26 protein-coding genes and 5 pseudogenes are annotated in these 24,519 nt (G+C 69.6%); 16 read left to right on the forward strand and 15 right to left on the reverse strand.

The window, feature by feature from the left end; all coding sequences use genetic code 11:
• Nucleotides 1–26: 26 nt before the first annotated feature.
• The 3 genes from OHB00_RS39825 (at nucleotide 27) to OHB00_RS39835 (ending at nucleotide 3,103) form a co-directional block, all read left to right on the forward strand.
• Nucleotides 27–1,463: an MFS transporter gene (locus OHB00_RS39825; RefSeq protein WP_406442360.1), complete on the forward strand. Its 1,437-nt coding sequence runs from the start codon at nucleotides 27–29 to the stop codon at nucleotides 1,461–1,463.
• 68 nt (nucleotides 1,464–1,531) lie between these two features.
• On the forward strand, nucleotides 1,532–2,386 hold the full coding sequence (locus OHB00_RS39830) for an LLM class flavin-dependent oxidoreductase (protein ID WP_406442362.1): 855 nt from the start codon (nucleotides 1,532–1,534) through the stop codon (nucleotides 2,384–2,386).
• Between the two features lie 99 nt (nucleotides 2,387–2,485).
• Nucleotides 2,486–3,103 carry an NADPH-dependent F420 reductase gene (locus OHB00_RS39835; protein WP_399095344.1) on the forward strand — a complete coding sequence of 206 codons (618 nt, stop codon included), beginning with the start codon at nucleotides 2,486–2,488 and terminating at the stop codon, nucleotides 3,101–3,103.
• A gap of 189 nt (nucleotides 3,104–3,292) precedes the next feature.
• Here OHB00_RS39835 and OHB00_RS39840 read toward each other — a convergent pair whose 3' ends face one another.
• The gene (locus OHB00_RS39840) at nucleotides 3,293–4,192 is read right to left on the reverse strand and encodes a transposase (protein WP_406442363.1); all 900 of its coding nucleotides are present in this window, start codon (nucleotides 4,190–4,192) and stop codon (nucleotides 3,293–3,295) included.
• Between OHB00_RS39840 and OHB00_RS39845 the strand changes: the two are divergent.
• Nucleotides 4,169–4,669 (forward strand): annotated as a pseudogene (locus OHB00_RS39845) (transposase); the annotation flags it as partial. The gene OHB00_RS39840 and the pseudogene OHB00_RS39845 sit on opposite strands and share 24 nt — an antisense overlap.
• A 679-nt stretch (nucleotides 4,670–5,348) precedes the next feature.
• On the opposite strand, the pseudogene OHB00_RS39850 reads toward OHB00_RS39845, so the two are convergent.
• Nucleotides 5,349–5,485: pseudogene (locus OHB00_RS39850) on the reverse strand (PucR family transcriptional regulator); the annotation flags it as partial.
• Nucleotides 5,486–5,594: 109 nt separating this feature from the next.
• Between OHB00_RS39850 and OHB00_RS39855 the strand changes: the two are divergent.
• A complete protein-coding gene (locus OHB00_RS39855) occupies nucleotides 5,595–6,128 on the forward strand; it encodes a TerD family protein (RefSeq protein WP_406442365.1) in 534 nt (177 codons plus the stop codon).
• A gap of 132 nt (nucleotides 6,129–6,260) precedes the next feature.
• Here the strand turns inward: OHB00_RS39855 and OHB00_RS39860 are convergent.
• Nucleotides 6,261–6,925 (reverse strand): annotated as a pseudogene (locus OHB00_RS39860) (PucR family transcriptional regulator); the annotation flags it as partial.
• An 11-nt stretch (nucleotides 6,926–6,936) separates the two neighbouring features.
• Here OHB00_RS39860 and OHB00_RS39865 point away from each other — a divergent pair.
• On the forward strand, nucleotides 6,937–7,296 hold the full coding sequence (locus tag OHB00_RS39865) for an SDR family NAD(P)-dependent oxidoreductase (RefSeq protein ID WP_406442367.1): 360 nt from the start codon (nucleotides 6,937–6,939) through the stop codon (nucleotides 7,294–7,296).
• A gap of 83 nt (nucleotides 7,297–7,379) precedes the next feature.
• Here the strand turns inward: OHB00_RS39865 and OHB00_RS39870 are convergent, their stop codons facing one another.
• Together OHB00_RS39870 and OHB00_RS39875 are read right to left on the reverse strand one after the other, a co-directional pair.
• Nucleotides 7,380–8,285, reverse strand: a complete 906-nt coding sequence (locus OHB00_RS39870) for a LysR family transcriptional regulator (RefSeq protein ID WP_406442369.1) — start codon at nucleotides 8,283–8,285, stop codon at nucleotides 7,380–7,382.
• A 284-nt stretch (nucleotides 8,286–8,569) separates the two neighbouring features.
• Complete coding sequence (locus OHB00_RS39875) at nucleotides 8,570–9,424, reverse strand: alpha/beta fold hydrolase (protein ID WP_406442371.1); 855 nt, start codon at nucleotides 9,422–9,424, stop codon at nucleotides 8,570–8,572.
• On the opposite strand from OHB00_RS39875, the pseudogene OHB00_RS39880 reads away from it, so the two are divergent.
• The 4 genes and pseudogenes from OHB00_RS39880 to OHB00_RS39895 form a co-directional block, all read left to right on the forward strand.
• Nucleotides 9,363–9,590 (forward strand): annotated as a pseudogene (locus tag OHB00_RS39880) (galactose oxidase early set domain-containing protein); the annotation flags it as partial. The gene OHB00_RS39875 and the pseudogene OHB00_RS39880 sit on opposite strands and share 62 nt — an antisense overlap.
• Before the next feature lie 72 nt (nucleotides 9,591–9,662).
• Nucleotides 9,663–10,424 (forward strand): class I SAM-dependent methyltransferase, encoded by a 762-nt coding sequence (locus tag OHB00_RS39885; RefSeq protein ID WP_406446182.1) that lies wholly within the window; start codon nucleotides 9,663–9,665, stop codon nucleotides 10,422–10,424.
• A 288-nt stretch (nucleotides 10,425–10,712) separates the two neighbouring features.
• Nucleotides 10,713–11,045 (forward strand): annotated as a pseudogene (locus OHB00_RS39890) (NAD(P)H-dependent oxidoreductase); the annotation flags it as partial.
• A gap of 13 nt (nucleotides 11,046–11,058) precedes the next feature.
• Nucleotides 11,059–11,412 (forward strand): hypothetical protein, encoded by a 354-nt coding sequence (locus OHB00_RS39895; protein WP_406442373.1) that lies wholly within the window; start codon nucleotides 11,059–11,061, stop codon nucleotides 11,410–11,412.
• A gap of 6 nt (nucleotides 11,413–11,418) precedes the next feature.
• Here the strand turns inward: OHB00_RS39895 and OHB00_RS39900 are convergent, their stop codons facing one another.
• Complete coding sequence (locus OHB00_RS39900) at nucleotides 11,419–12,018, reverse strand: TetR/AcrR family transcriptional regulator (protein ID WP_406442375.1); 600 nt, start codon at nucleotides 12,016–12,018, stop codon at nucleotides 11,419–11,421.
• Between the two features lie 121 nt (nucleotides 12,019–12,139).
• On the opposite strand from OHB00_RS39900, the gene OHB00_RS39905 reads away from it, so the two are divergent.
• Nucleotides 12,140–12,796 carry a peroxiredoxin-like family protein gene (locus tag OHB00_RS39905; protein WP_406442377.1) on the forward strand — a complete coding sequence of 219 codons (657 nt, stop codon included), beginning with the start codon at nucleotides 12,140–12,142 and terminating at the stop codon, nucleotides 12,794–12,796.
• On the opposite strand, the gene OHB00_RS39910 is transcribed toward OHB00_RS39905, so the two are convergent.
• Nucleotides 12,730–13,101 (reverse strand): hypothetical protein, encoded by a 372-nt coding sequence (locus OHB00_RS39910; protein ID WP_406442378.1) that lies wholly within the window; start codon nucleotides 13,099–13,101, stop codon nucleotides 12,730–12,732. The two genes, OHB00_RS39905 and OHB00_RS39910, sit on opposite strands and share 67 nt — an antisense overlap.
• A 677-nt stretch (nucleotides 13,102–13,778) precedes the next feature.
• Between OHB00_RS39910 and OHB00_RS39915 the strand changes: the two genes are divergently transcribed.
• The gene (locus OHB00_RS39915; protein ID WP_406442380.1) at nucleotides 13,779–14,183 is read left to right on the forward strand and encodes a hypothetical protein; all 405 of its coding nucleotides are present in this window, start codon (nucleotides 13,779–13,781) and stop codon (nucleotides 14,181–14,183) included.
• A gap of 69 nt (nucleotides 14,184–14,252) precedes the next feature.
• Here the strand turns inward: OHB00_RS39915 and OHB00_RS39920 are convergent, their stop codons facing one another.
• The 4 genes from OHB00_RS39920 to OHB00_RS39935 all read right to left on the reverse strand — a co-directional run bounded on the left by OHB00_RS39920 (nucleotide 14,253) and on the right by OHB00_RS39935 (nucleotide 17,362).
• The gene (locus OHB00_RS39920; RefSeq protein ID WP_406442382.1) at nucleotides 14,253–14,945 is read right to left on the reverse strand and encodes a maleylpyruvate isomerase family mycothiol-dependent enzyme; all 693 of its coding nucleotides are present in this window, start codon (nucleotides 14,943–14,945) and stop codon (nucleotides 14,253–14,255) included.
• Between the two features lie 310 nt (nucleotides 14,946–15,255).
• Complete coding sequence (locus tag OHB00_RS39925) at nucleotides 15,256–15,585, reverse strand: TfoX/Sxy family protein (protein ID WP_406442384.1); 330 nt, start codon at nucleotides 15,583–15,585, stop codon at nucleotides 15,256–15,258.
• On the reverse strand, nucleotides 15,585–16,040 hold the full coding sequence (locus tag OHB00_RS39930; RefSeq protein ID WP_406442386.1) for an SRPBCC family protein: 456 nt from the start codon (nucleotides 16,038–16,040) through the stop codon (nucleotides 15,585–15,587). The genes OHB00_RS39925 and OHB00_RS39930 overlap by 1 nt, the downstream gene beginning before the upstream one ends.
• An 815-nt stretch (nucleotides 16,041–16,855) precedes the next feature.
• Nucleotides 16,856–17,362: a nitroreductase family deazaflavin-dependent oxidoreductase gene (locus OHB00_RS39935; protein ID WP_406442388.1), complete on the reverse strand. Its 507-nt coding sequence runs from the start codon at nucleotides 17,360–17,362 to the stop codon at nucleotides 16,856–16,858.
• 184 nt (nucleotides 17,363–17,546) lie between these two features.
• On the opposite strand from OHB00_RS39935, the gene OHB00_RS39940 reads away from it, so the two are divergent.
• From OHB00_RS39940 to OHB00_RS39950, 3 genes are all read left to right on the forward strand, one after another.
• The gene (locus tag OHB00_RS39940) at nucleotides 17,547–18,632 is read left to right on the forward strand and encodes a PP2C family protein-serine/threonine phosphatase (RefSeq protein ID WP_406442390.1); all 1,086 of its coding nucleotides are present in this window, start codon (nucleotides 17,547–17,549) and stop codon (nucleotides 18,630–18,632) included.
• Nucleotides 18,633–18,666: 34 nt separating this feature from the next.
• Nucleotides 18,667–19,206 carry a MarR family winged helix-turn-helix transcriptional regulator gene (locus OHB00_RS39945; RefSeq protein WP_406442391.1) on the forward strand — a complete coding sequence of 180 codons (540 nt, stop codon included), beginning with the start codon at nucleotides 18,667–18,669 and terminating at the stop codon, nucleotides 19,204–19,206.
• A 203-nt stretch (nucleotides 19,207–19,409) separates the two neighbouring features.
• Nucleotides 19,410–20,048: a hypothetical protein gene (locus tag OHB00_RS39950; RefSeq protein ID WP_406442393.1), complete on the forward strand. Its 639-nt coding sequence runs from the start codon at nucleotides 19,410–19,412 to the stop codon at nucleotides 20,046–20,048.
• A gap of 41 nt (nucleotides 20,049–20,089) precedes the next feature.
• On the opposite strand, the gene OHB00_RS39955 is transcribed toward OHB00_RS39950, so the two are convergent.
• The 4 genes from OHB00_RS39955 to OHB00_RS39970 all read right to left on the reverse strand — a co-directional run bounded on the left by OHB00_RS39955 (nucleotide 20,090) and on the right by OHB00_RS39970 (nucleotide 24,017).
• Nucleotides 20,090–20,818 (reverse strand): DUF4142 domain-containing protein, encoded by a 729-nt coding sequence (locus OHB00_RS39955; protein ID WP_406442395.1) that lies wholly within the window; start codon nucleotides 20,816–20,818, stop codon nucleotides 20,090–20,092.
• A gap of 114 nt (nucleotides 20,819–20,932) precedes the next feature.
• The gene (locus OHB00_RS39960; RefSeq protein ID WP_406442396.1) at nucleotides 20,933–21,715 is read right to left on the reverse strand and encodes a DUF4142 domain-containing protein; all 783 of its coding nucleotides are present in this window, start codon (nucleotides 21,713–21,715) and stop codon (nucleotides 20,933–20,935) included.
• Nucleotides 21,716–21,856: 141 nt separating this feature from the next.
• Nucleotides 21,857–22,228 carry a DUF4396 domain-containing protein gene (locus OHB00_RS39965; RefSeq protein WP_406442398.1) on the reverse strand — a complete coding sequence of 124 codons (372 nt, stop codon included), beginning with the start codon at nucleotides 22,226–22,228 and terminating at the stop codon, nucleotides 21,857–21,859.
• A 109-nt stretch (nucleotides 22,229–22,337) separates the two neighbouring features.
• Nucleotides 22,338–24,017, reverse strand: coding sequence for a chloride channel protein (locus tag OHB00_RS39970; RefSeq protein ID WP_406446184.1), 1,680 nt, complete (start codon nucleotides 24,015–24,017; stop codon nucleotides 22,338–22,340).
• A 290-nt stretch (nucleotides 24,018–24,307) separates the two neighbouring features.
• Here OHB00_RS39970 and OHB00_RS39975 point away from each other — a divergent pair, with 290 nt between their 5' ends.
• On the forward strand, nucleotides 24,308–24,493 hold the full coding sequence (locus OHB00_RS39975) for a hypothetical protein (protein WP_406442400.1): 186 nt from the start codon (nucleotides 24,308–24,310) through the stop codon (nucleotides 24,491–24,493).
• Nucleotides 24,494–24,519 lie beyond the last annotated feature (26 nt).

Raw genomic sequence — 24,519 nt, forward strand, 5'->3', positions numbered from 1 at the left:
ACAATCCGTACCACGAGCGACGGTGGATGGCTCTGGGCGTCGTCGTCACCGCCCAGATCATGATTCTGCTGGACGCAACTGTCGTGAACGTGGCGTTGCCTTCGGCGCAGGCCGACCTGGGCTTCTCTGACGCCAACCGGCAGTGGGTCGTCACTGCTTACGTGCTGGCGTTCGGCAGTTTGCTACCGCTGGGCGGTCGGCTTGCCGACGCGTACGGCCGCAAAGCCATGTTCATCGTGGGGCTGCTTGGGTTCGCGATTGCCTCCGCCGTCGGCGGCGCGGCCCCGAACATCGGCACGTTGGTCACTGCCCGGGCCGTCCAGGGTGGGTTCGCCGCGATTCTCGCGCCGGCGGCGTTGTCGCTGATCACCGTGATCTTCACCGATCTCAGGGAGCTGAACAAGGCGTTCGGGATCTTCGGTGCGGTGTCGGGCAGCGCCGGCGCCATCGGCCTGCTGCTGGGTGGTTTGCTGGCCGACTATGTGAGCTGGCGCTGGTGCATGTATGTGAACATCGTCCTCGCGGTCGTGGGACTCATCGGCGGACTTACATTGCTGCACAACTCCACCGAATCCGACAAGCCCAAACTCTCCGTGCCTAGCACGGTCGTCGGCTCGGCGGCGATTTTCGGGTTGGTCTTCGGCTCGGCCAGGGCCCAGACGGACGGCTGGGGCTCAGCAGTCACGCTGACCCCGCTCGTCGTCGGTGGTCTCCTGCTGGTCGGCTTCGTCGTGCTTCAGAAGGTCGACAGTCACCCGCTCATCCCGCTGCGCGTACTCGCCGACCGCAATCGCAGTGCGGCCTACCTGACGCTCTTCCTGGCGAACGCGGCGGTATTCGCAGTGTTCCTGTTCCTGACGTACTGCTTCCAGGGCGTGCTGCGCTACTCGCCGATCACGACTGGCGTCGCGTTCCTGCCGCTGATGGTGACAATTGGCGTGGTAGCCACGCTGACCCAGGGCGTGCTGCTGCAGCGCCTGACCATGCGGTTCATCGTCGCCGCCGGCTTGATCGCCTCCGGTGCTGGGGCCGCCTTGCTGACCCAGGCCGATGCGGGCAGCCCGTACGCGGCCTGGGTGCTGCCCGGGCTGGTGCTGATCGGAACGGGTATCGGCTCGGCCGCCGTCGTGGCCGTCGCGGTCGGGCAGATGGGCGTCGAACTGCGCGACGCCGGCACCGCCGGGGCGCTCAACAATGTCTCTCAGCAGCTCGGCTCGGCGCTCGGCGTCGCCTTGATCAGCACCTTCGTCGCCACCGCAACCAACCACTACCTGACCGAGCATGGCAGCACGGCCGTTGTCGGTGCCACCGTGCACGGGTTCGCCATCGGATTCTGGTGGGCCGCGGGCCTTTTCTGGGCCGCCGCTGTCATCTGCGGCGCCCTGATCCGCGGCGGCACCAGCCTTCACCACGAGGCCGGCCAGCCCGAGCCTCTCGACGGAATCGTCAGTGCCCTGATCTGACAACACGCCGTGGGCGACGACGTCGCGCGTCGCGGCTGACCACACACGAACGACTGAAGGAGACGTCGATGCCTGACTATGGTCATCCCCTGCGTTTCGCAACATTCATTGGTCCCACGAACTCCCCGGCGACCCGTCCGGTCGAGTTGGCGCAGCTCAGTGAGCGTCTCGGTTTCGACTTCGTGACCTTCCAGGATCATCCCTACCAGTCGAGCTTTCTCGATACCTGGACTCTGCTGAGCTGGGTGGCCGCGCGGACCGAGCGCATCGGTCTGTCTGGCAATGTGCTCAACTTGCCGCTGCGTCAGCCCCCCGCCGTGCTCGCCCGCGCGGCCGCCAGCCTCGACCTGCTCTCCGGTGCTCGGATCAGCCTCGGGCTCGGGGCCGGCTTCTACTGGGATGCGGTGCAGGCGATCGGCGGACGTCGATTGACCCCGTTGCAGTCAGTGGCGGCGTTGAGCGAGGCGATCGACGTGATCCGCGGGGTGTGGGACGCCGACGGGCCCGGACGACTGGATGTCGACGGGGAGTTCTATTCGGTCCACGGCACCGAGCGCGGACCCGCGCCCGCACACGAGATCCCGATCTGGCTCGGAGCCCACAAGCCGAAGATGCAGGGCCTGGTGGGACGTAAGGCCGATGGCTGGTTGCCGTCGCTGCCGGTCATGGAGCCAGGCGGCCTCCAAAAGGGAAACGCGATCATCGACGACGCCGCGCGGGCCGCTAACCGCGACCCCCGCGAGATCACCCGGCTGCTGAACATCTTCCCGAGTCAGCAGACTGCGGAGGCACTGGCCCAGATGGCCGTCGAGGACGGTGTCAGCGTCTTCATCCTGGCCAGTGACGGCCCGGACGTACTCGAACGCTTCGCCGCGGAAACCATCCCCGCCGTACGCGAACACGTCGCCCGCGAACGCTCTTAGCACTCCGCCCTGCGCGGCCAGTGCTCTCGACGCAGCCCACCACACCGGCAAGACCCCTATCACCCAGCAGTTGATCGATAGACAGCAAAGGAAAACGTCATGACCACCATCAGCATCATCGGCTCGGGCAATATGGCCACCGCCATCGGCACCCGGGCGGCGAAGCACGGCCACACCATCGAGCTCATGAGCCGCAACACCGTCAAAGCTCAGGCGCTAGCCGACCAGATCGGCAATGGAGCCACCGTCGGCGTGTTCGGTGCAACGCCGGCAGGTGACATCGTCATCGTGGCCGTCCCGTACACCGGCGCAGTCGACGCGGTCATTCGCTACGACGGCGCGTTGGCCGGCAAGATCCTCGTCGACATCTCCAATCCCTTCAACACCGACGCCGACGGGCTCGCGACTAACTCAGGCCGCTCGGCGGCCCAGGAGATCGCCGCTGCCGCCCCCGAGGGCACACCGGTCGTGAAGGCGCTGAACTCGATATTCGGCCACGTCCTCGCTCACGACAAGCCCCTGGACGCGTTTCTTGCCGGCGACGACGCCGAGGCGAAGGCCCAAGTCGCTGCGTTTCTGAAGAGCATCGGCTTGCGGCCTCTCGACGCCGGAGGGCTCCAGATGGCGTCGGTCCTCGAATGGACCGGCCTCCTGCTAATGGGGCTGGCCCGCCACGGCGCGGGCTTCGACATCGCCCTCGGCGCAGAAGTCAACTGAACACATGGCTGTCTCGGCTGCCCCGTGCTGATCGGGTGAGGTAGATGGGCGGATGTGTGACTGGTACGGCCTCTGTGATTCGAGGGCGACCGGTGTTCAAGGACGTCGTTCCTACCGGTAGTTCGTTAAATCCGGAGGTAGAGGTCGATGCCGTGTCCGGTGGTGACCGCGTCGATCAGGGCCTGGAGCTCATGGGGTGGATCCGTGTCCGTCCATGCTTGCCACCATCGGGTGAGGGTGATGGCTGGGGTGAGCCAGGACCGGATGGCGCGTAAGGCCCTGGGCCAGTAAGGCTGTTGGGCCTGGTGGGGTGTGTCTGGTCCCCCTCTCTGGCCCCTCGTCGGGGCATGGGTCCGGTGCGGTGGCATCCAGCGGTCCGGGTGGGGCGAACCATTGATCCCAGCAGAAGGAGAAGGCGCAGTTGACCAGGGTCTGGTGGCGGCGGATGGCGCGGTCGGAGCGGACCTGGAAGTCGGCCCAGCCGAGTTCGTCCTTGATCTGTTTGTAGCTCTGCTCGATCCAGGGCCGCAGTCCGTAGAGGCGGACGATCTCGGTGAGGTCGGCCGGCGGGTGCGGACTGGCCATGGCGTGGGGTGCGTCGGGGTGGGGCAGGTTGGTGGCCAGATACCACGTGGCCTTTTCCGGCAGCCGGGCCGGGTCGGTGGTGGCCACGACCAGCCGGCAGGGCAAGTTGGGTCCGTAGCCGCCCAGACGGGCATCAGCGGCCCACCAGGTCTCGGTATGCCCGTCACGGAAGTGACGCTCCACAGCTGTCCAGTCACCGGGACGCCTGGCATCGCGCCAGGTCAGAGCCTGCGCGGCTTCGATGGGGGTGTGCGGCTGGTCGGCCCGGGCCCAGGTGCCGCGGTGCGGCTTGAGCGCCACCACGTAGGCCAGGCCGGCCTCGCGCAGCGCGAGATACCAGTCGTCGCTGACGGAGTAGGCGCAGTCGGCGACCACCGCCCGGCAGCCGAAGCCCGCCTCCTTCCCGCGGGCCGCGAGAGCAGCAGCCAGCTGCGGTTTCGTACGGAAGACCGGATCAGACCGACCGCGGGCGAAGTGATGCGACGGATCCAGCAGATCACCCATGGTCACCGCGGTAGAAAGGACGACCCGCTCTACCGGGCCCGTCGGACCCTGCACACCGGCGCCGATCTCCTCACCAAGAGGCAGAAGGACCGCCTCGTCGCGTTGTTCGACGGCGAGGACCACGTCCAGGTCGAGGCGACCTGGGGAATCTACCAACGGATGATCGCCGCCTACCGCGAACCCGACCGCGTCAAGGGTCGCGAGCTGATGGTCAAGCTCATCGAGTCCGTCAGCGACGGCGTCCCAACGGTGCTGAGCGAACTGATCACCCTTGGACGGACCCTCAAGCAGCGTGCCGACGATGTTCTGGCCTACTTCGACCGGCCCGGCACAAGCAACGGACCGACGGAGGCCATCAATGGACGGCTCGAGCACCTACGCGGCTCAGCCCTCGGGTTTCGCAACCTCACCAATTACATCGCCAGATCCCTGCTCGAGTCCGGCGGGTTCAGGCCCCGACTACACCCTCGATTGTGAAGACCCCGAAAGGTCCCGTAAAGTCGGGGCGATTTTAGGAGCATGCCACCACTTGCACCTCGCGACCCGTGTCATTCACCACTCTGAACCCTGGGTCATCTTTCGAGAACAGGATGAGCCAGGCACCGAAGCACGAAAACGCCGCGATGGGGGTGACCGCCAGAGCGATGATTATTCCATTTCTCTTCATGCGACGCGTTCACCACGACCGATCCAGGCGCCGATGATGGTGCCGATTCCTGTACAGTCCCGGCAGTCAGACGTTCCCACGGCCTTTCCCGCGCAGCGGATTGAGGAAGCCCTTCTGGTGTTCAAGCCAGATGCTCTCATGTTTGGCGTAGCCGGTCCGGTGCTTCATCCAGTCCACTGCAGCGTCGCCTGCGATATCTTCTCCCTACGTAATCCAACCATATGGATGCAATGGCAATGCCCACCTGCCGTACCTGCTGTGCTTGAACCGTAGCCGGCGTAGTAGTACGTGTAGGGCGCCACGGCAACCACTCTCAGCGACTGGTATATCCAGCGATGGTGCCAGCAGAAGAAGCACCTGCCATCGAGGTCGAACGTGTTGATCGGATCATGGTGGGACTGTCCACATATGGGCCGCTGTCGCGGGGCGGGGCGTCGCTGTATCGGCTCATGCCGGCGGGGCGGCGGCGCCCCGAGTCGTTCCGGTCGGGGCGTGCAGGGCCGGGTCGTCAGGGTGGAGCCGTTCGGCCAGTTCGAGGGCGTTGAGCGCCTCCTCGTAGGACTGGACGACGCCTCCGGGGCCGGGCTGGGGCGGCCGATAGCGACTTGGCTGCCGTCGGCGGCGGCTCGACGGGGATATGTCGGGGAGGGGCGAGCTAAGGAGGCATCAAGAGCCTGGTCGGAGCACATACTTGAGGGTGCGGGGGCGTCTCGCGGTGGTCTGACGGGGAGTGGCATGGTGAGCGGTGTCGGTGAGGGGCTGGGCAAGGTCGAGGTGAAGCTCCGGTGGGACCCGAGTCCGTACGGGGAGCCGCCTCGGCATCTCGACATCATCGCCGCGACCTACGCGGCGGACGATCCCCACGGGCGGCCTGTGTACGTCGTGCACTACGAGAGCCGGTCGCCGGACGGCACGATCAACATGAGCCGGCACAGCGAGACCGGGATGGGCTTCGGGTTTGTCGAGGCGATGGTGCTGGAGTTCGACCGGCTGGCGCCCGTCTATGGGCGGGTGGTGGTCGGCGTGGCCATCCATCAGGATCGCGGTCCTCGCACCTTCGCCGACATATCGAATGCCGGGGTGGTCGTCGTCGAGGGGTACCAGCAGCTGCTGGTCGACGATTTCTCGCAGGTCGCCGATGCGACGGCGGCGACGGTCGCGGAGTTCAGCAGAGATGCGTCCGGAGCGTGGCAATTCCGTGAGATGGTCCGGGGGTTCGACGCCGACCCGGTGCTGTTCGCCGCGGAGATGGGCAGCCCCTGCCAGTGACGTCGGATCGCCGCCGGCCGTTGCATGCCGGCGGCTCGCGCCGGCGCAGATCCTGTCGTTGCGCGCCTTCATAGTCGACTTCGCCCTGCCGTCCGTCCCAAGAGGTGCCGCCCTCACAGCTCCTCGGCCGACCGGCCGGTCCGGGTGCCGGGCGCCGATGACGGCGGTCTGGAGCATGTAGCGGTGCGCGGGGTCGGCGGGGTTGGCGCCGGTGAGCTGGTGGATGCGTTCCAGGCGGTAGGCCAGGGCCCGCACGCTCAGGGAGAGACGGCGGGCGGCTTCGGTGGCGCCGCAGCAGGTGTCGAAGTACGCGGTGAGGGTGTCGAGGAGGGGCCGGGCGCCGACCCGGGCGTTGGTGAGTGGGCCGAGCGTGTTCGCCACAAGGTCGGCCATGGCCTGGCGGTTGCGGGTGAGGACGGGGTAGACGAGCAGGTCGGTGGCGCGCAGCACGGGGTCGTCGAGGTCGAGTCGCTCGGCCATCTCCAGGGCGCTGAGGGCCTCCTCGTAGGACTGGACGACTGCGCCGGGGCCCGTTGCGGGCGGCCGATCGCGACCCGGCCGCCTTCGGTGGCGGCGTGCGCCTGTTTGGCGAAGTAGGGGAGCACCTCGTCCTCGTGGCCGGGCGCGACGCACAGCAGTCGTCCGGCCTTGGTGGTGAGCAGCACGTTGCGGTTGCCGAAGCGGGTGATGAGCGCGTGCTCCACCTGCCGGGGCACCGGAGCGCCTTCTTCGTAGGCGGCGGGGCCCTGCGCGACGGCGACGGCGTGGGCCTGGGACAGGCGCGGCCCGAAGCGTTCAGGCCCCGGCGATGGCCGAGCGCGGCCACGGCGCGATCGTGAACGTCAGCACCATGGTCGCCGAGTACGGCGTCGCGGGGATGGCGCTGTACGGCTCCAGCAAGGCGGCGCTGAACCTCCTGACCAAGGCGTGGGCAGCCGAGTTCGGCCCGCGCGGGGTGCGGGTCAACGCCGTGGAACCCGGCCCGGCCCGCACGGAGGGCGCCGCCGGCATGGGCGACGGCCTCGACACCCTCGCCGCCCAGGCGCCCGCAGGACGGCCGGCCGCACCGGAGGAGATCGCCGAGGCGATCGCCTACCTGGCCAGCGACGCGGCGGGCTTCATCCACGGAGCGGTCCTGCCCGTCGACGGCGGTCGTACCGCCGTTTGACGCGCACCGACCGTCCTACGGGGGGCGCCGGCCTCTACTGTCCGGCGCCCTCCCCGTAGCGCATACCGTGCTCAGGTCGGGACTCAGTCGCTCGCCGACCGGTCGAGTGCGGCGATGAACCGGCCGAGGTCACGGCGGCGCGAGTCGGCCGGCCACACCGCCCAGGTGCGCCGCACCAGAGGATGCCCGACCAGCGGTGACCAGGTCACGCGGTCGGGCAGCGGCTGCTGCCAGCCGGGCGGAGCCAGTGCGAAGGCCCGTCCGGAAGCAACCGCTGCCAGCTTCACGTCGGCGATCAACGCCTGCCCCTGCGGGGCCTCCGGGCCGAGGTCGAGGCCGTGGCCGCGCAGGGTCGCGGTCAGCTCGTCGTACCAGGCGGGGCTGCCGGAGCGCGGGAATCCGACCCACTGCAGTCCGACGAGCGCGTCGAGCGCGATGCCGTCGGGTCCGGCGAGTTCGTCGGCCTGCTCCGCGGCCAGTAGTACTCCCAGCCTCTCCCGCACCACGAGCAGTGCGTCGAATTCCGGACCCGAGGGCCGCTCCCGCAGAAGGCCGACATCGAGCTCACCGGATTGCAGCGCAGCCAGCTGCTCCGCCGTGGACAGGTGCCGGGCCTGCACCCGCGTGTCCGGATGCGCCTCGGCCAGCTCGGCCAAGGCCGGATCGAGCAGCCCGGAGGGCAGCTCCAGAGGGATCCCGATCCGCAGCGCCCCGCCGCCCGGGCCGGTGTACTGGGCCATCGCCCGCAGGGCCTGATCATGCCGGGCCACCAGCACCGCACGCGCCTCCCCCCCCAGCAGGGCCGTGCCCGCCTCGGTGGCCCGCACCCCGGCGCTGCCGCGCACCAACAGCTTCACCCCCAGCTGCCGCTCAAGTCCGCCGACCGTCTGAGACAGGGCCGGCTGACTCACGTGCAGCCGCCGCGCCGCCGCCGACAGCCCGCCCTCCTCCACCACCGCCACGAACGCCCGCAACTCCCGCAACTCCATTCCCCCATGCCACCACGCCGTCTGCGGTGTGTCACACCTCGCATGCTCGGCGGGTTCATCGTGGGGCACGTCGGCCGGCGTTGGATCCATCCGCCTTGTGGACCCACCGCTTTTCTGCGTTCGTTTCTTCGCTCACACCTTCGCCTGGACATCCGTCTTCACGTTCCCCGCCTATCGGGTCGCGGTGCGGCTACCCGCCCGGCCACCCGAGCCCGCAGCGGCTCAGGTGGCAGAACTCGAACGCGAGCCATTACGCACGATCCCAATACTGCCTCTCCTCCAGCTCACGCCGACGGCGGTCCGGCCGACAGGAAGCCCCGCATGCGTGCCGCGACCTCCGGCCAGTCCTCCCCGAACCAGACGAAGTGGGTGTCCGCGGAGCTCTCCAGCAGTTCCGCTCGCCGCAGCCCCGCCGTCAGCGCCTCGGCATGAGCGAACGGCACGGCGCCGTCGCGACGGCTCGCGATGACCAGGCTCGGCTGGGTGGCGTCGGCCAGCAGGAGCCCTGGATCGGCGTCGGCTCTGAGGTCCCTGAGGTCGTTCAGGAACCCGTGGCCCGATCTCATCCGTGAGAACAGCGCGATCAACTGCGCCCGGTCCTCGGGCCGGAGGTCCGCCACCACCTCGGCGGCCGGAAGAGTCGTGAGGTCGCGCGGCAGCAGCCGCAGAGCCGTGGCCGGTGCACGCCGGACGAGCGCGCGTACGAGGGCCCAGGTTGCCCGCTCCCGGCCGGGTACGAAGATCACCTGGGCGCCGAGGTAGGTCCGGCGATCGGGCCAGGGCAGCGGTCCCACGGCGCTCTGCAGGATGAGCCGTTCGACGGTCTCGGGATGGCGTGCGGCCATCGCGACCGCAGTGGGGCCTCCGCCGGAGACGCCGACCACCGCCGCGACCCTCGTGATACCGAGACGTCCGCACAGCGCGGCCGTGACGTCGGCGAAGCGGGCCGCCGACCGGCCGGTCGAAACGGGGGTGCGGCCATACCCACACGCGTCGAGGACGTCGCCACGACGTCTCTTACCGGCGGCCCGAGCACCGTGCCGGCTCGGCGAGAGAGCGAACTTCACCACCACATACGCCCCGGCCATCAAAGCGGCTTGGCTGATCCACCCCAGCACCACCACCCACGTCACCGACATCGAACAACGTTCCATCGCCCTGGCGTTGAAGAAAACCAAGGACGGCAAGAGCATCCAGGTCACCGTTCCGGACAACCGCGACCTGGTCCCGGCCGGCTGGTACATGCTCTTCGTGACCGACGACCAGGGCACCCCGTCCAAAGCGCTGTGGGTGCGCGTGCCCTAGGCGCTGTGACCGGAAATGATCACCGGGCTGGTGGTGGTCGAATGTTTGGCGCGGGGAGGCGAAGATGAGGAGATGATCGCAAGCTCTCGCGCCCAGTCGTTCGATGTGGCCGCGGCTCAGTACGCGGCGAGTCGGCCATCTTATCCAGCCGCCCTCTTTGACTTCATCGAGAAGTTCGCGGGCTGTCGTCTGGCCGGTGCCCGGGTCGCCGATGTCGGTGCGGGTACCGGAATCGCCAGCCTGCTGCTGCGGGAGCGGGGTGCCGATGTGATCGCCGTGGAGCCGGGTGAGGCCATGGCGGGTGAGTTCCACCAGGCGTTCCCGGGCGTGCCGATCGTGAGGGGTGACGGTAATGCCCTGCCGCTGGCAGAGGCTTCCTGCGACCTCATCACGTATGCGCAGTCCTGGCAGTGGACCGATCCCGCCCGGTCTGTCCCGGAGGCGTTGCGTGTCCTGCGGGCGGGCGGTGCGCTGGCGATCTGGTGGAACACCACGGCCTTCGACGTGCCGTGGATCCGCGAGCAGCACGGGCGTATCGCCCACCACTGCGGGGTGAAGCCAAGGTCTGCGGTGCGCCCTTCGGACAGCGATGCCATCCGGCTGGCGGGTCTGACTGGTTTGCGGGTTACGCGCCGTCAAGTGCGCTGGAGTCGCACCGTCTCTCTGGACATGCATCTCGCCAACATTGGCAGCCGCTCGGCATTCCTCGTCCTTGAAGAGGCTGCCCGTCATGCGTTTTTCGCCGAGGAGCGCGAGCGGCTGGGCAGGCTTTTTCCTCACGAGGAGGTGGAAGAGACCTACGTGGTTGATCTCCTGGTGGCGCTCCGCCCCTGACGTTGCGCGGCAGCGGGGTGGGGCGGTGCGGTCGTGCTGCCGAGGCGAGTGGGCGGTCGGACCAGACGTCACCGCACATCCAACCGCCACGACCACCACCCGGTGATCGTTTCAGGCCGCAACTCTGGCGAGTCCCGCCGTCGGTGCGGTGGACGAGGCAGGCGGCGGGCAGGGCCGTTCGGAGGTGCTGCGTTGGCGCCTGGCGCGGGTGGCTGGCTCGCTGGACCCGGACGGACATGGACGGCTCGCCACCCCACCACGCGGCGGCAGCGCTTCTGGGAGGATCGCGTGACTGCTTCGTCGCCCGCCACCGACGCACCGCCGGCCCGGTACGACGACCTGCGGGCCCTGGTGATCAACTGCACCCTCAAACGCTCGCCGGAGACGAGCAACACCCAGGGGCTGATCGACCGCAGTACCGCCGTCATGGACGCGCAGGGAGTGCGCGTCGACGTCGTAAGGGCGGTGGACCACGACATCGCGACCGGGGTGTGGCCCGACATGAGGGAGCACGGCTGGGAGACGGACGCCTGGCCGGAGTTGTACCAGCAGGTCTTGGCGGCCGACATCCTCGTACTGGCCGGTCCCATCTGGCTGGGCGACAACAGCTCCGTGACGAAGCACCCCGCGGGCGATGCGGGAGAAGCTGAACGTGCTGGAGCGCGGCAGCGACCTGGTGCTGGCTGAGCACTTCACCCCGATCGCCGGCGGGCGGCTGACAGCGGTCACCGTGGAGACGGTGCGCTTCACCCGGCCCGAGCGCATCGACTTCCGGTTGGTTCGAGGTCCGGTGCCGCAGGTGACCGAGTCTTTCGTGCTCGGCGAGCACGGGTCGGGGACGCGCCTGATGTACGAGGGAGAGCTGGGCACCGACCTGAGGCGGGCCGGGGCCTGGTGGGGCGAGAAGGTGGCCGTTCGCTGGGAGGCGGCCGTCGCAGGGTCGCTGGCTTCGGCGAAGGAGGAGACGGAGCGCAGGGCTCATCGGTGAGTGGTGCTAGGGCTCTGCTCGGCGGCCGAGCGAGGAGAGTGCCGTCGTCACCGTGCTGCCGAGTTCGCTCGCGTCGGCTCCTGCGCGGGAGCGGAGGTTGACGCCGTACGCGAGCAGGGCCAGTAGATCCGCTGCGGCATCGAGGTCGGTGTCCGGGCCGAGCTGTCCCTGCTCCTCGGCAGCGACCAGCGCGGCACGCATCGCGGCACGCAGCTCCTGGTGGTGTCGGTCGAGAAGGGCACAGACGTCGGGATCGCCGTTCTCGACGCCGGCGTACGCGTTGGAGACCATGCAACCCCAGCGGGCGAATTCACCCGAGCACCGTGCCTCGATCAGCCCGGTGAAGAACTCGGCGATGGCGGGCAGGCCCCGCTCGTCTTCGGCGAGGCGGTGCAACGTCGGCTGGGAGCGCTCGTCCATGTAGCGGCGCAGGGCGGCGCGGTAGAGCTCCTGTTTGCCGCCGAAGGTGGCGTACAGGCTGGAGCGGTTCAGCCCCGTCGCCGTCACGACGTCCTGGATCCCGGTCGAGGCCACGCCCTGCCGCCAGAACAGCCGCACCACGGTCTCCAGTGCCGCGTCCGGGTCGAAGTGCTTGATGTCCGGCATGCCACTCCCCGCCCTCCCTCACCCGCCATCCTGAAATGAGGGTTCCAGGATACGTCCGCTCCGACTATCTTGGAACGGTCGTTCCGAGTCGATCGATCCGTGCCTCAGGAGGACCGTTCCCATGACCTTCAACACCGAGCTGCGCGCCTTCTACGAGTCCCGTCAGCAGCAGATCCCCGCCGAGATACGCGAGATCATGCGCCGTGCCGGGCAGGATCTCGCCGACTCGGGTCAGGCTGCCCGCGCCTTGGCCGTCGGCGACCAGACCCCGCGCTTCACCCTCCCCTCCGCGGCCGGGCAGACCGTGGCCCTGGACGCCCTGCTCGCCGAGGGCCCGGTGGTCCTGACCTTCTACCGGGGCGCCTGGTGCCCCTATTGCAACCTCGCCCTGCGCTCCCTCCAGCAGCACCACGACGCCATCACCGCACGCGGCGCCTGCCTGGTGGCCGTCTCCCCTCAAATCCCCGACGAGTCCCTGTCTCTGACCGAGAAGCACGACCTCGCCTTCGACGTCCTCAGCGACCTCGGCTCCGATATCGCCAAGCAGTACGGCCTCGCCTTCGACCTCCCCGACGACCTCGCCGCCGTCTACGACAAGCTCGGCTTCGACCTTCAGCGCGTCAACGCCGGCCACCCGCGCACGCTCCCGCTGCCCGCCACGTACGTCATCGACCGCGAGGGCGTGATCCGCTGGGCCTTCGTGAACACCGACTACACCACCCGCGCCGAACCCGCCGACATCCTCGCCGCCCTCGACGCCCTCGACGCCTTGCACTGACCCACCAGGGCGGCGGTCAGCAGCATCAGCGTGAGCGGGTAGAAAACCGGCCGCAACGGAGTGAGCACCGGCAACAGCGCGGCGGCGGTGCCGGTGCCGAGGAGGAGCAGGACGGTCGGTACGCACCAGGCGAAGCCGAGCAGGAACGCCGGGAGCATTCCGAGGAGCCGTGCGTACCCCCTCCGACGGCGCGTCGCCCGGCAGGCCGCTGCCTGCAGGGCCGTGAGCCCGGCGACCGCGACATTGCAGCCGACCAAGGCGGCGACGATCCCTCCGAGCAGCACGTTGAGCGGGCTGACGAACACCGCAGGTATGCCGTGGGACGTACCGCGATCACCGGCTCGAACAGGTAGGGCGCCCGCACCTGGAAAACCCGCTCCCAGGCGGTCTGGAACACCGGGACGCCGGCGAACCGGCCCGAGGCCGAGACCGCGATGTCGCCGATGGAGAAGAGGTACGCCACCAGCACGACGGCAGCGGCGATCAGGGCTGTCCTGCTGTGGCGGCCACGGCGAGGGCGGCCTGCAGGCGCCGCGGGGTGGCCCTGATGGCCGCAGCCGTGGCGTCCCAGGCCCTCGCCAGTCCCACCAGCAGCCGGTTCACTGCCGTACGGATGTAATCGTCAAGGAGGGCAGGGCAGGGCACGGGCCGGTGCCGGGGATTGAGCGCGCTTACAGTTCCCGGCCCTTGTGCGGCGTCTCGGTGAACCGGCGCGAATCGCATCTGATGAGAACTGGACGCATCCCGCGTCGCGCTGGCCGAGCGGGCATCGGAAAGCGGCATGTGTCTGTCGAGACGGTAGCCGACAGGCCGGGTATGCGTCCTTGCGCTTCACTCGACCGGATGGCTGACCTGCTGTTCCGATCTCCCCTTTGCATCTGACGCGAGATTCTCGCGGCGGATGCGATTTACGGAGCGTGACGGATTTGGCGGGCAAGGACGGGACTGCACCGGGGGCCGCGCGGCTACACCTCGCCGACGGGTGCCGCTGCTGCGGCCGGACGGTCAGGTCCTCGTCCGGCTCGGCGACCCGCCGTCGCCTGTCCCGGCCCCCGTCGTCGGGATGCTGCTGGACTACCTGGAGCAACGACCGAACACCATGACCGCGACCAATCCGGACGCCCGCTGGCTCTTCCCCGGCCGCCGGGCTGGACAGCCCATGACTCCGGTCACTCTCGAACTCCGTCTCCGGTACCTGGGATTTCCGACTCAGCGGGGACGCCCCGCAGCCATCCGCCACCTCGTCCTCCAAACCCCGGCTCCGGTGGTCGCCCGCATGCTCGGCTACCACGGCGACACCGCCGCCCGCCTCGCCGAAGAGGTCGGAGGAACCTGGCGGCTCTATGCCCCGGCGACCATGCGCCGTGACGACCAGGGACCTGACTGACGAATCCACGCGACCCATGCTCGCCATCCCCGGGTCCGATCTGATCGGCCCCAGCGGGTTCTGTGGCGGTCAGGGCGTCAGCGGGCCGGCAAGAGCCGCCGCTCCCGCCGCGCGATCTCCGGACCACGAGATCGACGCATCGTCAGCAGGCAGTCGGCCCCAAAGCATGAGCAGTAGCCGCTCCGCCGTTCCGGAGATCTCGGCCACAGGCTCGCCGGGACCGTAAGTCCAGGACTGGCTGGTGTCCGTGGCCCGCAGCCGGAGTGCATGGCGAGGCGGTTCAGCCCGTCCGCGCGCAATCTGACGCGGTGCCATGGTGTCGAAGATCTCCGCTACGCCGTCTGCCGCGAACTCCGGGCTGAAGGGGAGAGCATCTCCAAGGGCGTTCTGCGCATCCCAGCGGTGGATCAGCATCTCCTGAGCGAGCCGCCGCTGCCAGAAGCCCACGGTGTGTGGCGGGTAGAAGGTCCACGCCTCGATGGCCGGATCAGTGTCCAGCACGACCAGCAACTCGTCTGCCGAAACGTTGAACCAACCCCGCACCTCGGCGTCCTCTCGCGGTGCGGGCGGGGCCTCGTAGTCGCCGCGCTTGTCGGTGACCGCCGCGGCGGCCCAGCGGTTGCCCCGGCCCATGTGCTCGGCGAGGTCGCGCAGCGTCCAATCCCCGCAATGGACGACGGGCAAACTCAGGTCGTACCCAAGGCAGGCGCTGAATGCAGCGGACTCCTGGCGCAGCAACTGGAGGTACGGAAGAGCAGCCATGGCGCTGACCCTACCCAGCCTTAGCCCGTGGTCCCGCGCGCACCCCGTCGATGGCCTCGCCCTCAAGATCACCAGCGGAGGGCCCTGGTCACTCATCTCCTAGCGGTCGCACACAGTGACGACAGGTCCGCTCACGCAGAGGAATACACGACAGCCGATTACGCGACGTCGCCAGTTTTCTCTTCCCGGCGGCCGAGGAGTCCAGGGGAGCGCCCAGGGATCGGCCTGGCGCAGACCTTGGCCGCCTCGCGGCCGCGTGCGTTTGCCAGCGGACCGTCAAAACGAGGGGTTCGGCGCGGCGAAGCGGCTTCTACTTGGGCGGCAGGCTCGCCGCGAAGGCGTGTCCCTCGTCGATCCACGCGCCAAGGGCGTCATCCTCGGTGACGGCGGAGCCCGCGACCACGACCCAGCCGCGCATCGGGCGGCCCGTCATGTCGAAGATCCGCGCCCCCGGGCGGGCCAGGGCCGCGTCGGTGGCGTCCGGGCCGACGCGGACCATGAGGTCGTCACCGGTCACGCCGACGGCCATGTTGCCCCGGTACAGGAAGGCGATCCCGCCGAACATGCGCTTCTCGGCGACGTCGGCATCAGCACCGAGCCGCTCGCGGATCCGCTCGGCCAGTCCCTGGTCGTACGCCATCACTCGCCTCCTTGCTGCTCGGTGAGCCTCCGCTTGCGGTCGCGCAGGTCCTTGGCGAGGGAGGAGCGGACCCGGCGGGCGAACAGGGGTGCGGCCAGGCGGAGGAGGCCGCCGGGTCCTCCCTGGACGCGGATTGCGGCGAGGGTACCGCGCGGGTGCCGGGCGAAGGAGTACGTGAGGTGCATCGGCATGGGAGCAGCCACGGAGGCCACGTCCAGCAGACGAGGGGGCTCGTACGCGGCCACGCGCAGGACGTAGTGGATGCGTTGGCCCAGGAAGTACGCCGTGCGGGTGACTGCACCCGTCCCGAATCCGCCGCCGTCCGCCTGCAGGGTCAGCTCCGCCGTACGGATGCCCCGCGTCCACTCGGCGTCGTGGCGCCAGTTCACGGCGTACGCGGCCACTCGCTCGGGCGGCAGCGGGATCACGCGCCGCACCGTCACGTCGATCGTCATCGCCTCGCCGCCTTGTGCTCGTGCCCCGGGCTCCGCCTCAGCCGGTGCTGTATCGGCTCCAGGATGTGATCGCCGGCAAGCACGCGCCATCGGTCCACGCCGGGCAGGGCGCCCGTGTGCCGACGGTCCGAGTACGGACAGAGAGCGACGGACAAGATCCGTGCGGGAGGTCCCCGCTGGGGCCCCGACCATGGCCGAGTTCTTGAAACTCGCCACCGATCATCCCTACGACGTTGCCAAGCCCTCCTGCTGCGCCGACTTACTGGCTCAACGCCCTTGGGCGTCGAGAATGCAGGTGGTCGGTACGGTCCTCTCGACCGTGAACCAGGGGACGGTGATCGCCTCCGGCGAGGCCACCGCCGACGGAGACCCGCCCCTGCAGCCCGCTCGTGTGCGGAGGGCTCCCGCGGGGCGGAGGCTTGGACGGCCTGCTCGGTGTCATCGAGGAACATGCGCCACACAGCATCCGGGACGGGCGCGGTGCCGCCCCCGTCGCCTGGTCTCCCGCTGCCCTCCGGCTGCTCAGCGACCACTGGCCCTCATCTCCGTGAGTGTTCCTCGACCGGCTTGCATCCTGCCGGAGGGGCCAACCGCGGGGATCGGCGGAGGTGGTCGGGATCGCTTCAGGGCCCAGCCGACCCCGGGGGCCGTCGGCGGCCGGTATGTCGCCCAAACCCCGATAATCTGCCGGGTCACTCCTGGGCACCGGGCGACCCCGACCGCCGACTCGGCCCCCGAGAGGGATTTTTGCATGATGCAAAATAGATTGCCAGCGCTTCCGGCGAGTTTCCCCAGATCTCGGTTGCCGGGGCAGGTCATGTCCGGCGAAGCCCGGGGCCGTCCTTCAGGCGTACGAAGGGAATGGCCCGGCCTGCCTGCCGGAACCCGGCGTCGGTTCCGTCCGAGGGAAGGCCCATGAACCGGCACAGGCGGTGAGCCGTCCGGGGATGTCGCGGGGCATGGCGTGCCATGATGTCGGCGCCGTCCTCGGGCGGCAGGAAATGGGCCGTGACGGCGTGGTGGTGGGTGCCGACCTCGATGACGGTTTTCGGCTCGGCGCGCAGGTTGCGGTACCAGGCCGCCCTCGGTCCGAAGCCGGACGCGACGATCCAGCCGGAGCCCGCTGGGTCGTGCTCGACCACTTCGAGGACGACCCGGCGATGGAGTCCGCTGATGCGGCCGGTGTGGTGCAGCAGAAGCAGGCGCCTGCCGAAGACCCAGCCCAGCCCGCAGCGGAAGAGGAGTATCGGCAGGCGTGCGGCGAAGCGCCGCCAGCCCACCGGGAGTGGCGGTCGGTCCGGCATGGTCCGGCTGTGGCGCATGGTCGCCTCCCGGGGATCGGTGGTCGCCTCCTCCTCTGTTGGGTAAAGGGTGAGACGAGAGCGGCTTCGGCACGGAAAACTTTTGCATAGTCTAAAGACGGGGGCGGGAGGAAGTGTCCGTGCCGGAACCATGCAGAGGTGATGGAGGTGGGCGGCGGGCCCTGCCGTACTACTGGAGGGCGTCATGACCGAGCACGAGCAGGCGTCGACTCCGGTGCTGCTGTTCTGGATGCCGGTGGCGGCGATGGCCGTGGTGGCCGTCGCGGATGTGGTCGCGGGGCCGGGAGTCGGATTCCTGCCGCTGGTGTCGCTGGGGCCGGCGTTCTCCGGGCTGGTGGGAGGGTGGCGGCGTACGGCGCTGACTGGTGCGGTGGCGCTGCTGCTGTGCGTGGGGCTTGGGATGTACGACGGGCTGTTCGAGGAGCGTCGCGGGTTCACGGCGATGGTGTCGGTGGCAGGGGTCACGGGTGCGGGTGTCGCGGCCGCGGTGATGCGTTCGCGCCGGGAGGCGGAGCTGGCGAGTGTGCGGTCGATCGCGGAGGTGGCGCAGCGGGTGCTGCTGCGTCCGGTGCCGCGGACCGCGGGGCCGTTGCAGGCGGCGGTGTCGTACACCTCGGCGGTCGCGGAGGCGCGGATCGGCGGGGATCTGTACGAGGTGGTCGCCTCGCCGCACGGTATCCGGGTGATCGTGGGGGACGTGCAGGGCAAGGGGCTGGCCGCGGTGGAGACGGCGGCCGTGGTGCTCGGAGCCTTCCGGGAGGCGGCCCACGACGAACCCGATCTGGTGGGGCTGGGTGAGCGGCTGGAGCGCAGCGTGGCGCGGGAGCTGGAGGGGGAGAAGTTCGTCACCGCCGTGCTGGCGGAGATCGGCTCGGACGAGGGGGTCGTCTTCCTCAACTACGGTCATCCCGCCCCGATGGTCGTGCGCCGGGACGGCACGGTCGACTTCCCGCAGCCGCCTTCGTACGCGCTTCCCCTGGGGCTGGCGCACGGTGGCGAGGGCCCCAAGCCCTACCGGGTGGACTTCGGGCCGGGTGAGCAGCTTCTGCTCTACACCGACGGCGTCACCGAGGCCAGGGACGCGACCGGCTCCTTCTACCCCCTCGGCGACCGGGCGGACCTGCTCAAGGAGCCCGACGCCGATCGCGCCCTGGAGGTGCTGCGTGAGGATCTGGTGCGGCATGCCGACGGACCTCTCCATGACGACGCGGCGATGCTGCTGCTCCGGTATCACGGTCATGGGGAAGGAAAATCTGTTCCCATCGCGTGAGGGAGCACCGACTTCGGCACGGTAGAAAGGACGTATGCCGGAGCGCGAGAACCCTGCGGGGGCCATGGACGATGTCGACGCGGTCACCAGGGCGGTGCTGACCGCCTCCCGTCTGCTGGTGGCGGTCTCAGCCCGTTCCCTCGGCGAGGTCGAGGAGCGGGTGACCCTGCCGCAGTTCCGGATGCTGGTCGTACTGGCTACCCGGGGTGCCACCAAGCTGGTGGTGCTCGCCGACCTGCTCCAGGTCGCGCCGTCGACGGCGATGCGGATGGTGGACCGGCTGATCGCGGCCGGGCTCGCGGACCGGCAGACCAATCCCGACAACCGCCGCGAGACCCTGCTCCAGCTCACCGAGGAGGGCAGGCGCACGGTCGAGGACGTCACCGCCCGGCGCCGCGCCGAGATCGCCGCGATCGTGGCACGGCTCGGCCCGACGCAGCGGCTGGCGCTCATCGAGGCCCTGGGTGCCTTCAACCGGGCCGGCGGAGAGCCGCCGGCCACCCTGGCCGCCGGCGACCAGGAACCGCACCCGCTCGGCTGGATCATGGACGGTGCGCTGGCGCACGACGCCTGACCCCCCTATCCCGACTGGTCGGCACCACCGTACGGTCGGCCGTTTCCCCCCGCCGTCGAGTTTTGCATAATGCAAGGGAAATGGGAACGCCGGCTTTGCCGTCGGCACCGGCAGGGGCATGCCACCGGTGGGCGGCAGCAGTGAGGGATGTGACACGCGTGCACCGAAGACGTCGGGCTGCGCCTGCCGCCGAGCCGCGCCTCATGGCGCATCTGCGGACGACGGTGTGGGGACCGGCGGAGTTCGTCGGGCTGCCGCCCTGGCGGCTGGTGGGGGAGGGGCTCCTGGCCGGAACTGTGACCGTCGGGGCGATCGTCGCCACGGTGGTCGTCGGGGCCTGGACGGGAAGGCCCGCGCTGGCCGACGGCGAGGCCGGCCTGGGGTGCGCGCTGTCCCTGCCTCTGTACCTCTCCTTCGTGGGGGCCGGGCGCGCGCTGGTCGGTGCCGTCGCGGTGCTCGGTGTGTGCCTCGCCCTGCAGGCTCCGCAGGCTGCCGCCGGCGTGGTGCTGGCGGAACGGGGACGCCTGGAGTCCGCGGTGGTGACGTCGGTGGAGACCGGCCGGGCCGCGCACGGCGGGCAGGCCCGTTACCTGTGCTCGGTGGTGGACGCCGGCGGTATGCCCCTCAAGACCCGCATCTGGCGCGGCTGCGAGAGCACGACCAGGCCCGGGGACGCGCTGGCCGTCGTCTACGACCCGGCCGGGCGCGTGCCGCCGCGCGGTGTGGAGCGGGGGGCCGGGGTGCGGGGCGCGGCCCGTGACCTGGCCCCCTGGGCGGCCGCCTTGGCAGCCACGGGCCTGGTCGCGGTCGTCCGCTCCTGCCGGCTCTCCGCTCCTTCGTGAGCCTCGGGTTCCCCGGGCGGGGCGGTGCCGCCCGCTGCTGATCAGCTCGCGGTCGGACTGGGCGTGGGGGACGCGGTGTTGATGCCGAGGTCCGGGCGCGGGGTGAGGGCGCCGGGCTGTGCGGCGGGTGGGGTGAGTTGGTCCTTGGGGAGCTTGGGCGGGGTGGTCTGCTGGAAGTTGACCTGGTCGAAGTTGACCACGCCGGTGTTCTCCAGGACCGTGATGTGGTTCAGGACGGTGTCGTTGGCCAGGTCGGCGAGCTGACGCACCAGGGTGTTGGTGGTGCTGGCGCGCATCTTGGCGATGGTCGGGAAGATCTGGCCGTGGGTGACGCGCAGGATGTTCGCCGCGGTGGAGTCGAACTGCAGGCCGGACTGCGCCGCCGAGGTCGCGACGAACTGCTGCTGTTGCGGAGTCGCCTGGTTGGGCAGCGTGATGTTCAGCATGGGCGCGATCTTGCGGCACAGCTCGTCCAGCCCGGCATGCCCCACGATCAGGTGCTTGCCGGCTTCCTTCATCTCCGGAGTCGAGCCCTTCTCCAGCGCGAGTTCTCCCAGGGGGTACTCCCACAGCCCTGCCGACCGGACCTTGACGACGAAGTCGCGGTCCCCTTCGGTCAGCGGTCCCCACTGGGTGTTGGCGATGATCCGCGACGGATCGGAGGACGTGGCCTGGACGCCGAGCATGCTGGGGTAGACAAGGGCGGCGAGAGTGGCGGTGAGTGCCCCGCCGACGACGAGAGTGCCGAACGTGTTGCGGGCCATGGCCATGGCGCCTCCTGATGCGAGCAAAGGGTTCGTCAAGAAGTACGCGCGATTCACCTCGGCCGATCATTGCGCTGGGTAAAACTTGCACGCTGCCATGCCCCGGTCGATGGGGCCGAGTCATCCCGCGGTCGGCGACGGCGTCGGGGACGTCACAGAGGAGCCCTCCGAGGTGACGGCCGGACCCGTCGGTACGCCCTCGGTCGACAGGCCGGGGGGCACCGTGAGGACGACCTGAGGTGCGCCCGCCTGCGGCACCGGCGGCGTCACCTGGGCGGACGGAAGCTTCGGCGGGGTCGTTATCTGGAAGTTGACCTGGTCGTAGTTGACCAGGCCGGTCTTCTCCATCTGCGTGATGTGGTCCAGGACCACGTCGTTGGCCTGGTCGGCGAGGGCGCGCACGAGGGTGTTCTCGGTGGTGGAGCGGACCTTCGCGATGGTGTTGAAGATCGAGCCGTGGGTGACACGCAGGATGTTGGCGAAGTCGGTGTCGAACTGCTTGCCGCTGTCCGACTGGAACGTCGCAAGAAAGCCCGCCTGCTGTGGTGTCGGCTGGTTGGGGATCGTGATGTTCAGCATGGGTGCGATCTTCCGGCAGCTGGCGTCGAGCGCAGCATGCCCGATGACCAGGTGCCGCCCGGCCTCACGCACCGCCGCGGTCGTCCCCTTCTTCATGGCCAGGTCCCCCGAGGGCCCCTCCCAGAGCCCGGCGGAGCGTACGAAGACGACGAAGTTGCGGTCGGACTCGGTGAGCGGCCCCCACTGGGTGTTGGCGAGGATCCGGGACGCGTTCGAAGAGGTGGTCTGGATGCCCAGCATGCTCGGGTAGACGAGGGCCGCGAGGGTGGCGGTGAGCGCCCCGCCGACGGCGAGGGATCCGATCGTGTTGCGCGAGAAGGGCACAGGGCCTCCCGTGGTGGGGCGGAGTGGTCGTCGCCTGGAGGTACGGCCCCGCGATACAAGAGAACCTTTGCGGCAGGTAAAGATTGCATGATGCCAAATAGGGGCCGAGGGGCCTCGGTCCTCGGTGGGGGTGGTGGGCGGTCACATCCGCTCCTTCCAGCCCGCCCGGATCAGCCACCCGTTGACCGGCCAGGCCGTGAAGAATCCGACGATCATGGCGACCTGCATCAGTAGCCAGTATGCAGCCGTGGTCTTGGCCAGTCCTGGCGCGAAGACGTACCGGTGTGCCGTCGTCACCCGTCCCGGCCGCATGATGCGGATCTTGCGGCTCTCGCAGGCGGGGCAGCGGGGTGACTGCAGGGGTGACGGCACGGCCCTCCCGTCGAGGTGGTACGTGGCGATGATCCGCGTCTCGTCGTCCACGGTCACGTGGATGTCGTATTCCGCCTCCCAGCCGTGTCCGCAGTCGAGGCAGACGAACGAGTAGGCGCGCCGGGTGTACTCGGTGTGCATGGCCACCTCCCTGGAGTGGTGCGTGTCGTCCTTCGAGGCCCCCGGTATCCATTTTTGCACAGTGCAAACTGGGAGGTGTTTCTGTTGTCGAACACCGGTCAACGAGTACTCAGGGCGTCGCGTGTACAGCGCGCAGGGCGCTCTGGTGGCTGAGCCATCCGACCGGTTTGCCGTGGTCGGTGTCGAGTACGGGTACCCCGGTGCCGGCGGCGGACAGCAGGGCGTGCAGGGCCTGAGTGAGGGGCTCGTCGGCGGTGACGGGCGCGGGCGGCTCGGCGAGCTGCCCCACCAGCGTCGGAGCGCCTTCCGGTTCCTCCGTCAGGGCCTCGGCCACGGCCTGCGCGGTAACCACGCCGACATAGCGCCCGGTGTCGTCGACGACCGGGAGCGCGCCATGGCCCGAGAGGCTCAGCAGGTCGGCGGAGTCGGCGAGCGCCGTCGACGAGGGCAGCGGGGGCGGCAGGGGCTCCATCACGGCACCGACGTGCTGCGTGCCGATCCGCGCGCCGGGGGCAGGGCCTTCGAGGTCGATGCCGCGGCGGCGCAGCTTGAGGGTGTAGACGGTGTCGCGGGTCAGCAGGTGACTGGTGGCGGTGGCCAGCACGATGGCCAGCATCAGCGGCAGAATGATCGAGTACTCGCCGGTGAGCTCGAAGAGGATCACCACCGCGGTGATCGGCGCCCGCGCCGCACCGGCGAAGACGGCACCCATGCCGACCAGCGCGTACGCACCGACCGCGCCGGCGGAGGCGGGCAGCAGGTGGTGGACGCCGATCCCGTACGCCGAACCCAGCATCGCCCCGATGAACAGGCTGGGCGCGAACACTCCGCCCGAGCCGCCGATGCCTATCGTCAGGCTGGTCGCCAGCATCTTCCCCACAAGGAGCAGGAGCAGGAAACCGACAGCGTAGCCGCCCTCGGTCGCCTTCTGCAGCACGGGGTACCCGACGCCGTACATCTGCGGCAGGGCCAGCAGCACGGCACCGAGCGCGAGTCCGCCGACTGTCGGACGCAGCCACTCCGGTCCGCGCCAGAGCCAGTCGCAGACGTCCTCGATCAGGTACAGGACGCGGGAGAAGCCCACGCCCACCCCGGCCGCGAGCACGCCCAGAGCTGCGAACAGGCCGTACTGGACGAGGTGGTCGACGTGGAAGCCGGGGAGGGTCAGGAAGGCGACGTCGCCGAAGGTGGCGCGACCGATGACGCTCGCGGTCACGCTGGCGAGCACGGTGGCGCCGAAGGCTTCCGCGCTGAAGGTGCCCAGGATCAGCTCCATGGCGAAGAAGACGCCGGCCAGCGGGGCATTGAAGGTGGCGGCGATGCCGCCCGCAGCGCCGCAGGCGACCAGGAGCTTCATGCGGTTCTCGGTCACCTTGGTCAGGCGGCCGAGGGTGGAGCCGAGCGCCGAGCCGATCTGCACGATCGGGCCCTCGCGGCCCACCGAGCCACCCGAGCCGATGCACAGGGCGGAGGCGAGCGTCTTGACGACAGCGACCTTCGGGCTGATCCGCCCGCCGCGCTGGGCTACGGCCAGCATCACCTCGGGCACGCCGTGCCCGCGCGCTTCCTTGGCGAACCGATTCACCAACGGCCCGTAGAGCAGCCCGCCGACGACCGGGGCGAGCAGCACGAAGTACGGGCCCAGCCAGAGCGCGTGCGGATTGCTCGCGCCGGGGGAAGCCGAGTAGTCGGCGTGGCCGGAGAAGAAGTGAGTGAAGGTCTTGATGCACCAGCGGAAGACGACCGAGCCGGCCCCGGCTCCGGCTCCGACCATGACAGCCAGGGCCATCAGGCCCCATGGGGCGGTGCGCAGCTCCGCTTGTGCTGGTCTGAGTGTGAAACCCATCTCCGTCGTGCTGGTCACCTGGTTCCTGTCCCTTGCTGCCGGTGTGGCGGCCATCGCGTCGACCTCCCCCACTTTTGCATTATGCAAAACGAGTCAAGGGGGTACGTCACAGGGGGGCTGCCTGCCTCCGTCGGAAACCCGGTCCGGTTGCCCGCCCGGCCGGGGCGAAGGGGCACGTGGTGCGCGACCATGCTCGCGCGAGTTCGGCCTGGGTGAATGAGTGAACCGCGGAGGTGGACCTCAGGCCGAGCAGGGGCACCCGACAGGTGCTGACCGAGGCGGCCCGGATCACCGGCCCGCTTGTCGCGGCGTTCTCCGGCATGGCGCCCTCGCCAGGATGCTCCCGGGTTCAGTCGGTCAGCACTGTGCGCGGCAGGCCGCCCCGGACCGACCTGGTCGTCCGCGACGGCGGCGGCTGATCTGTGCGGCCGGTTCGACGGCGCAC

Source organism: Streptomyces sp. NBC_00631 (assembly GCF_045206895.1).
Classification (GTDB): domain Bacteria; phylum Actinomycetota; class Actinomycetes; order Streptomycetales; family Streptomycetaceae; genus Streptomyces.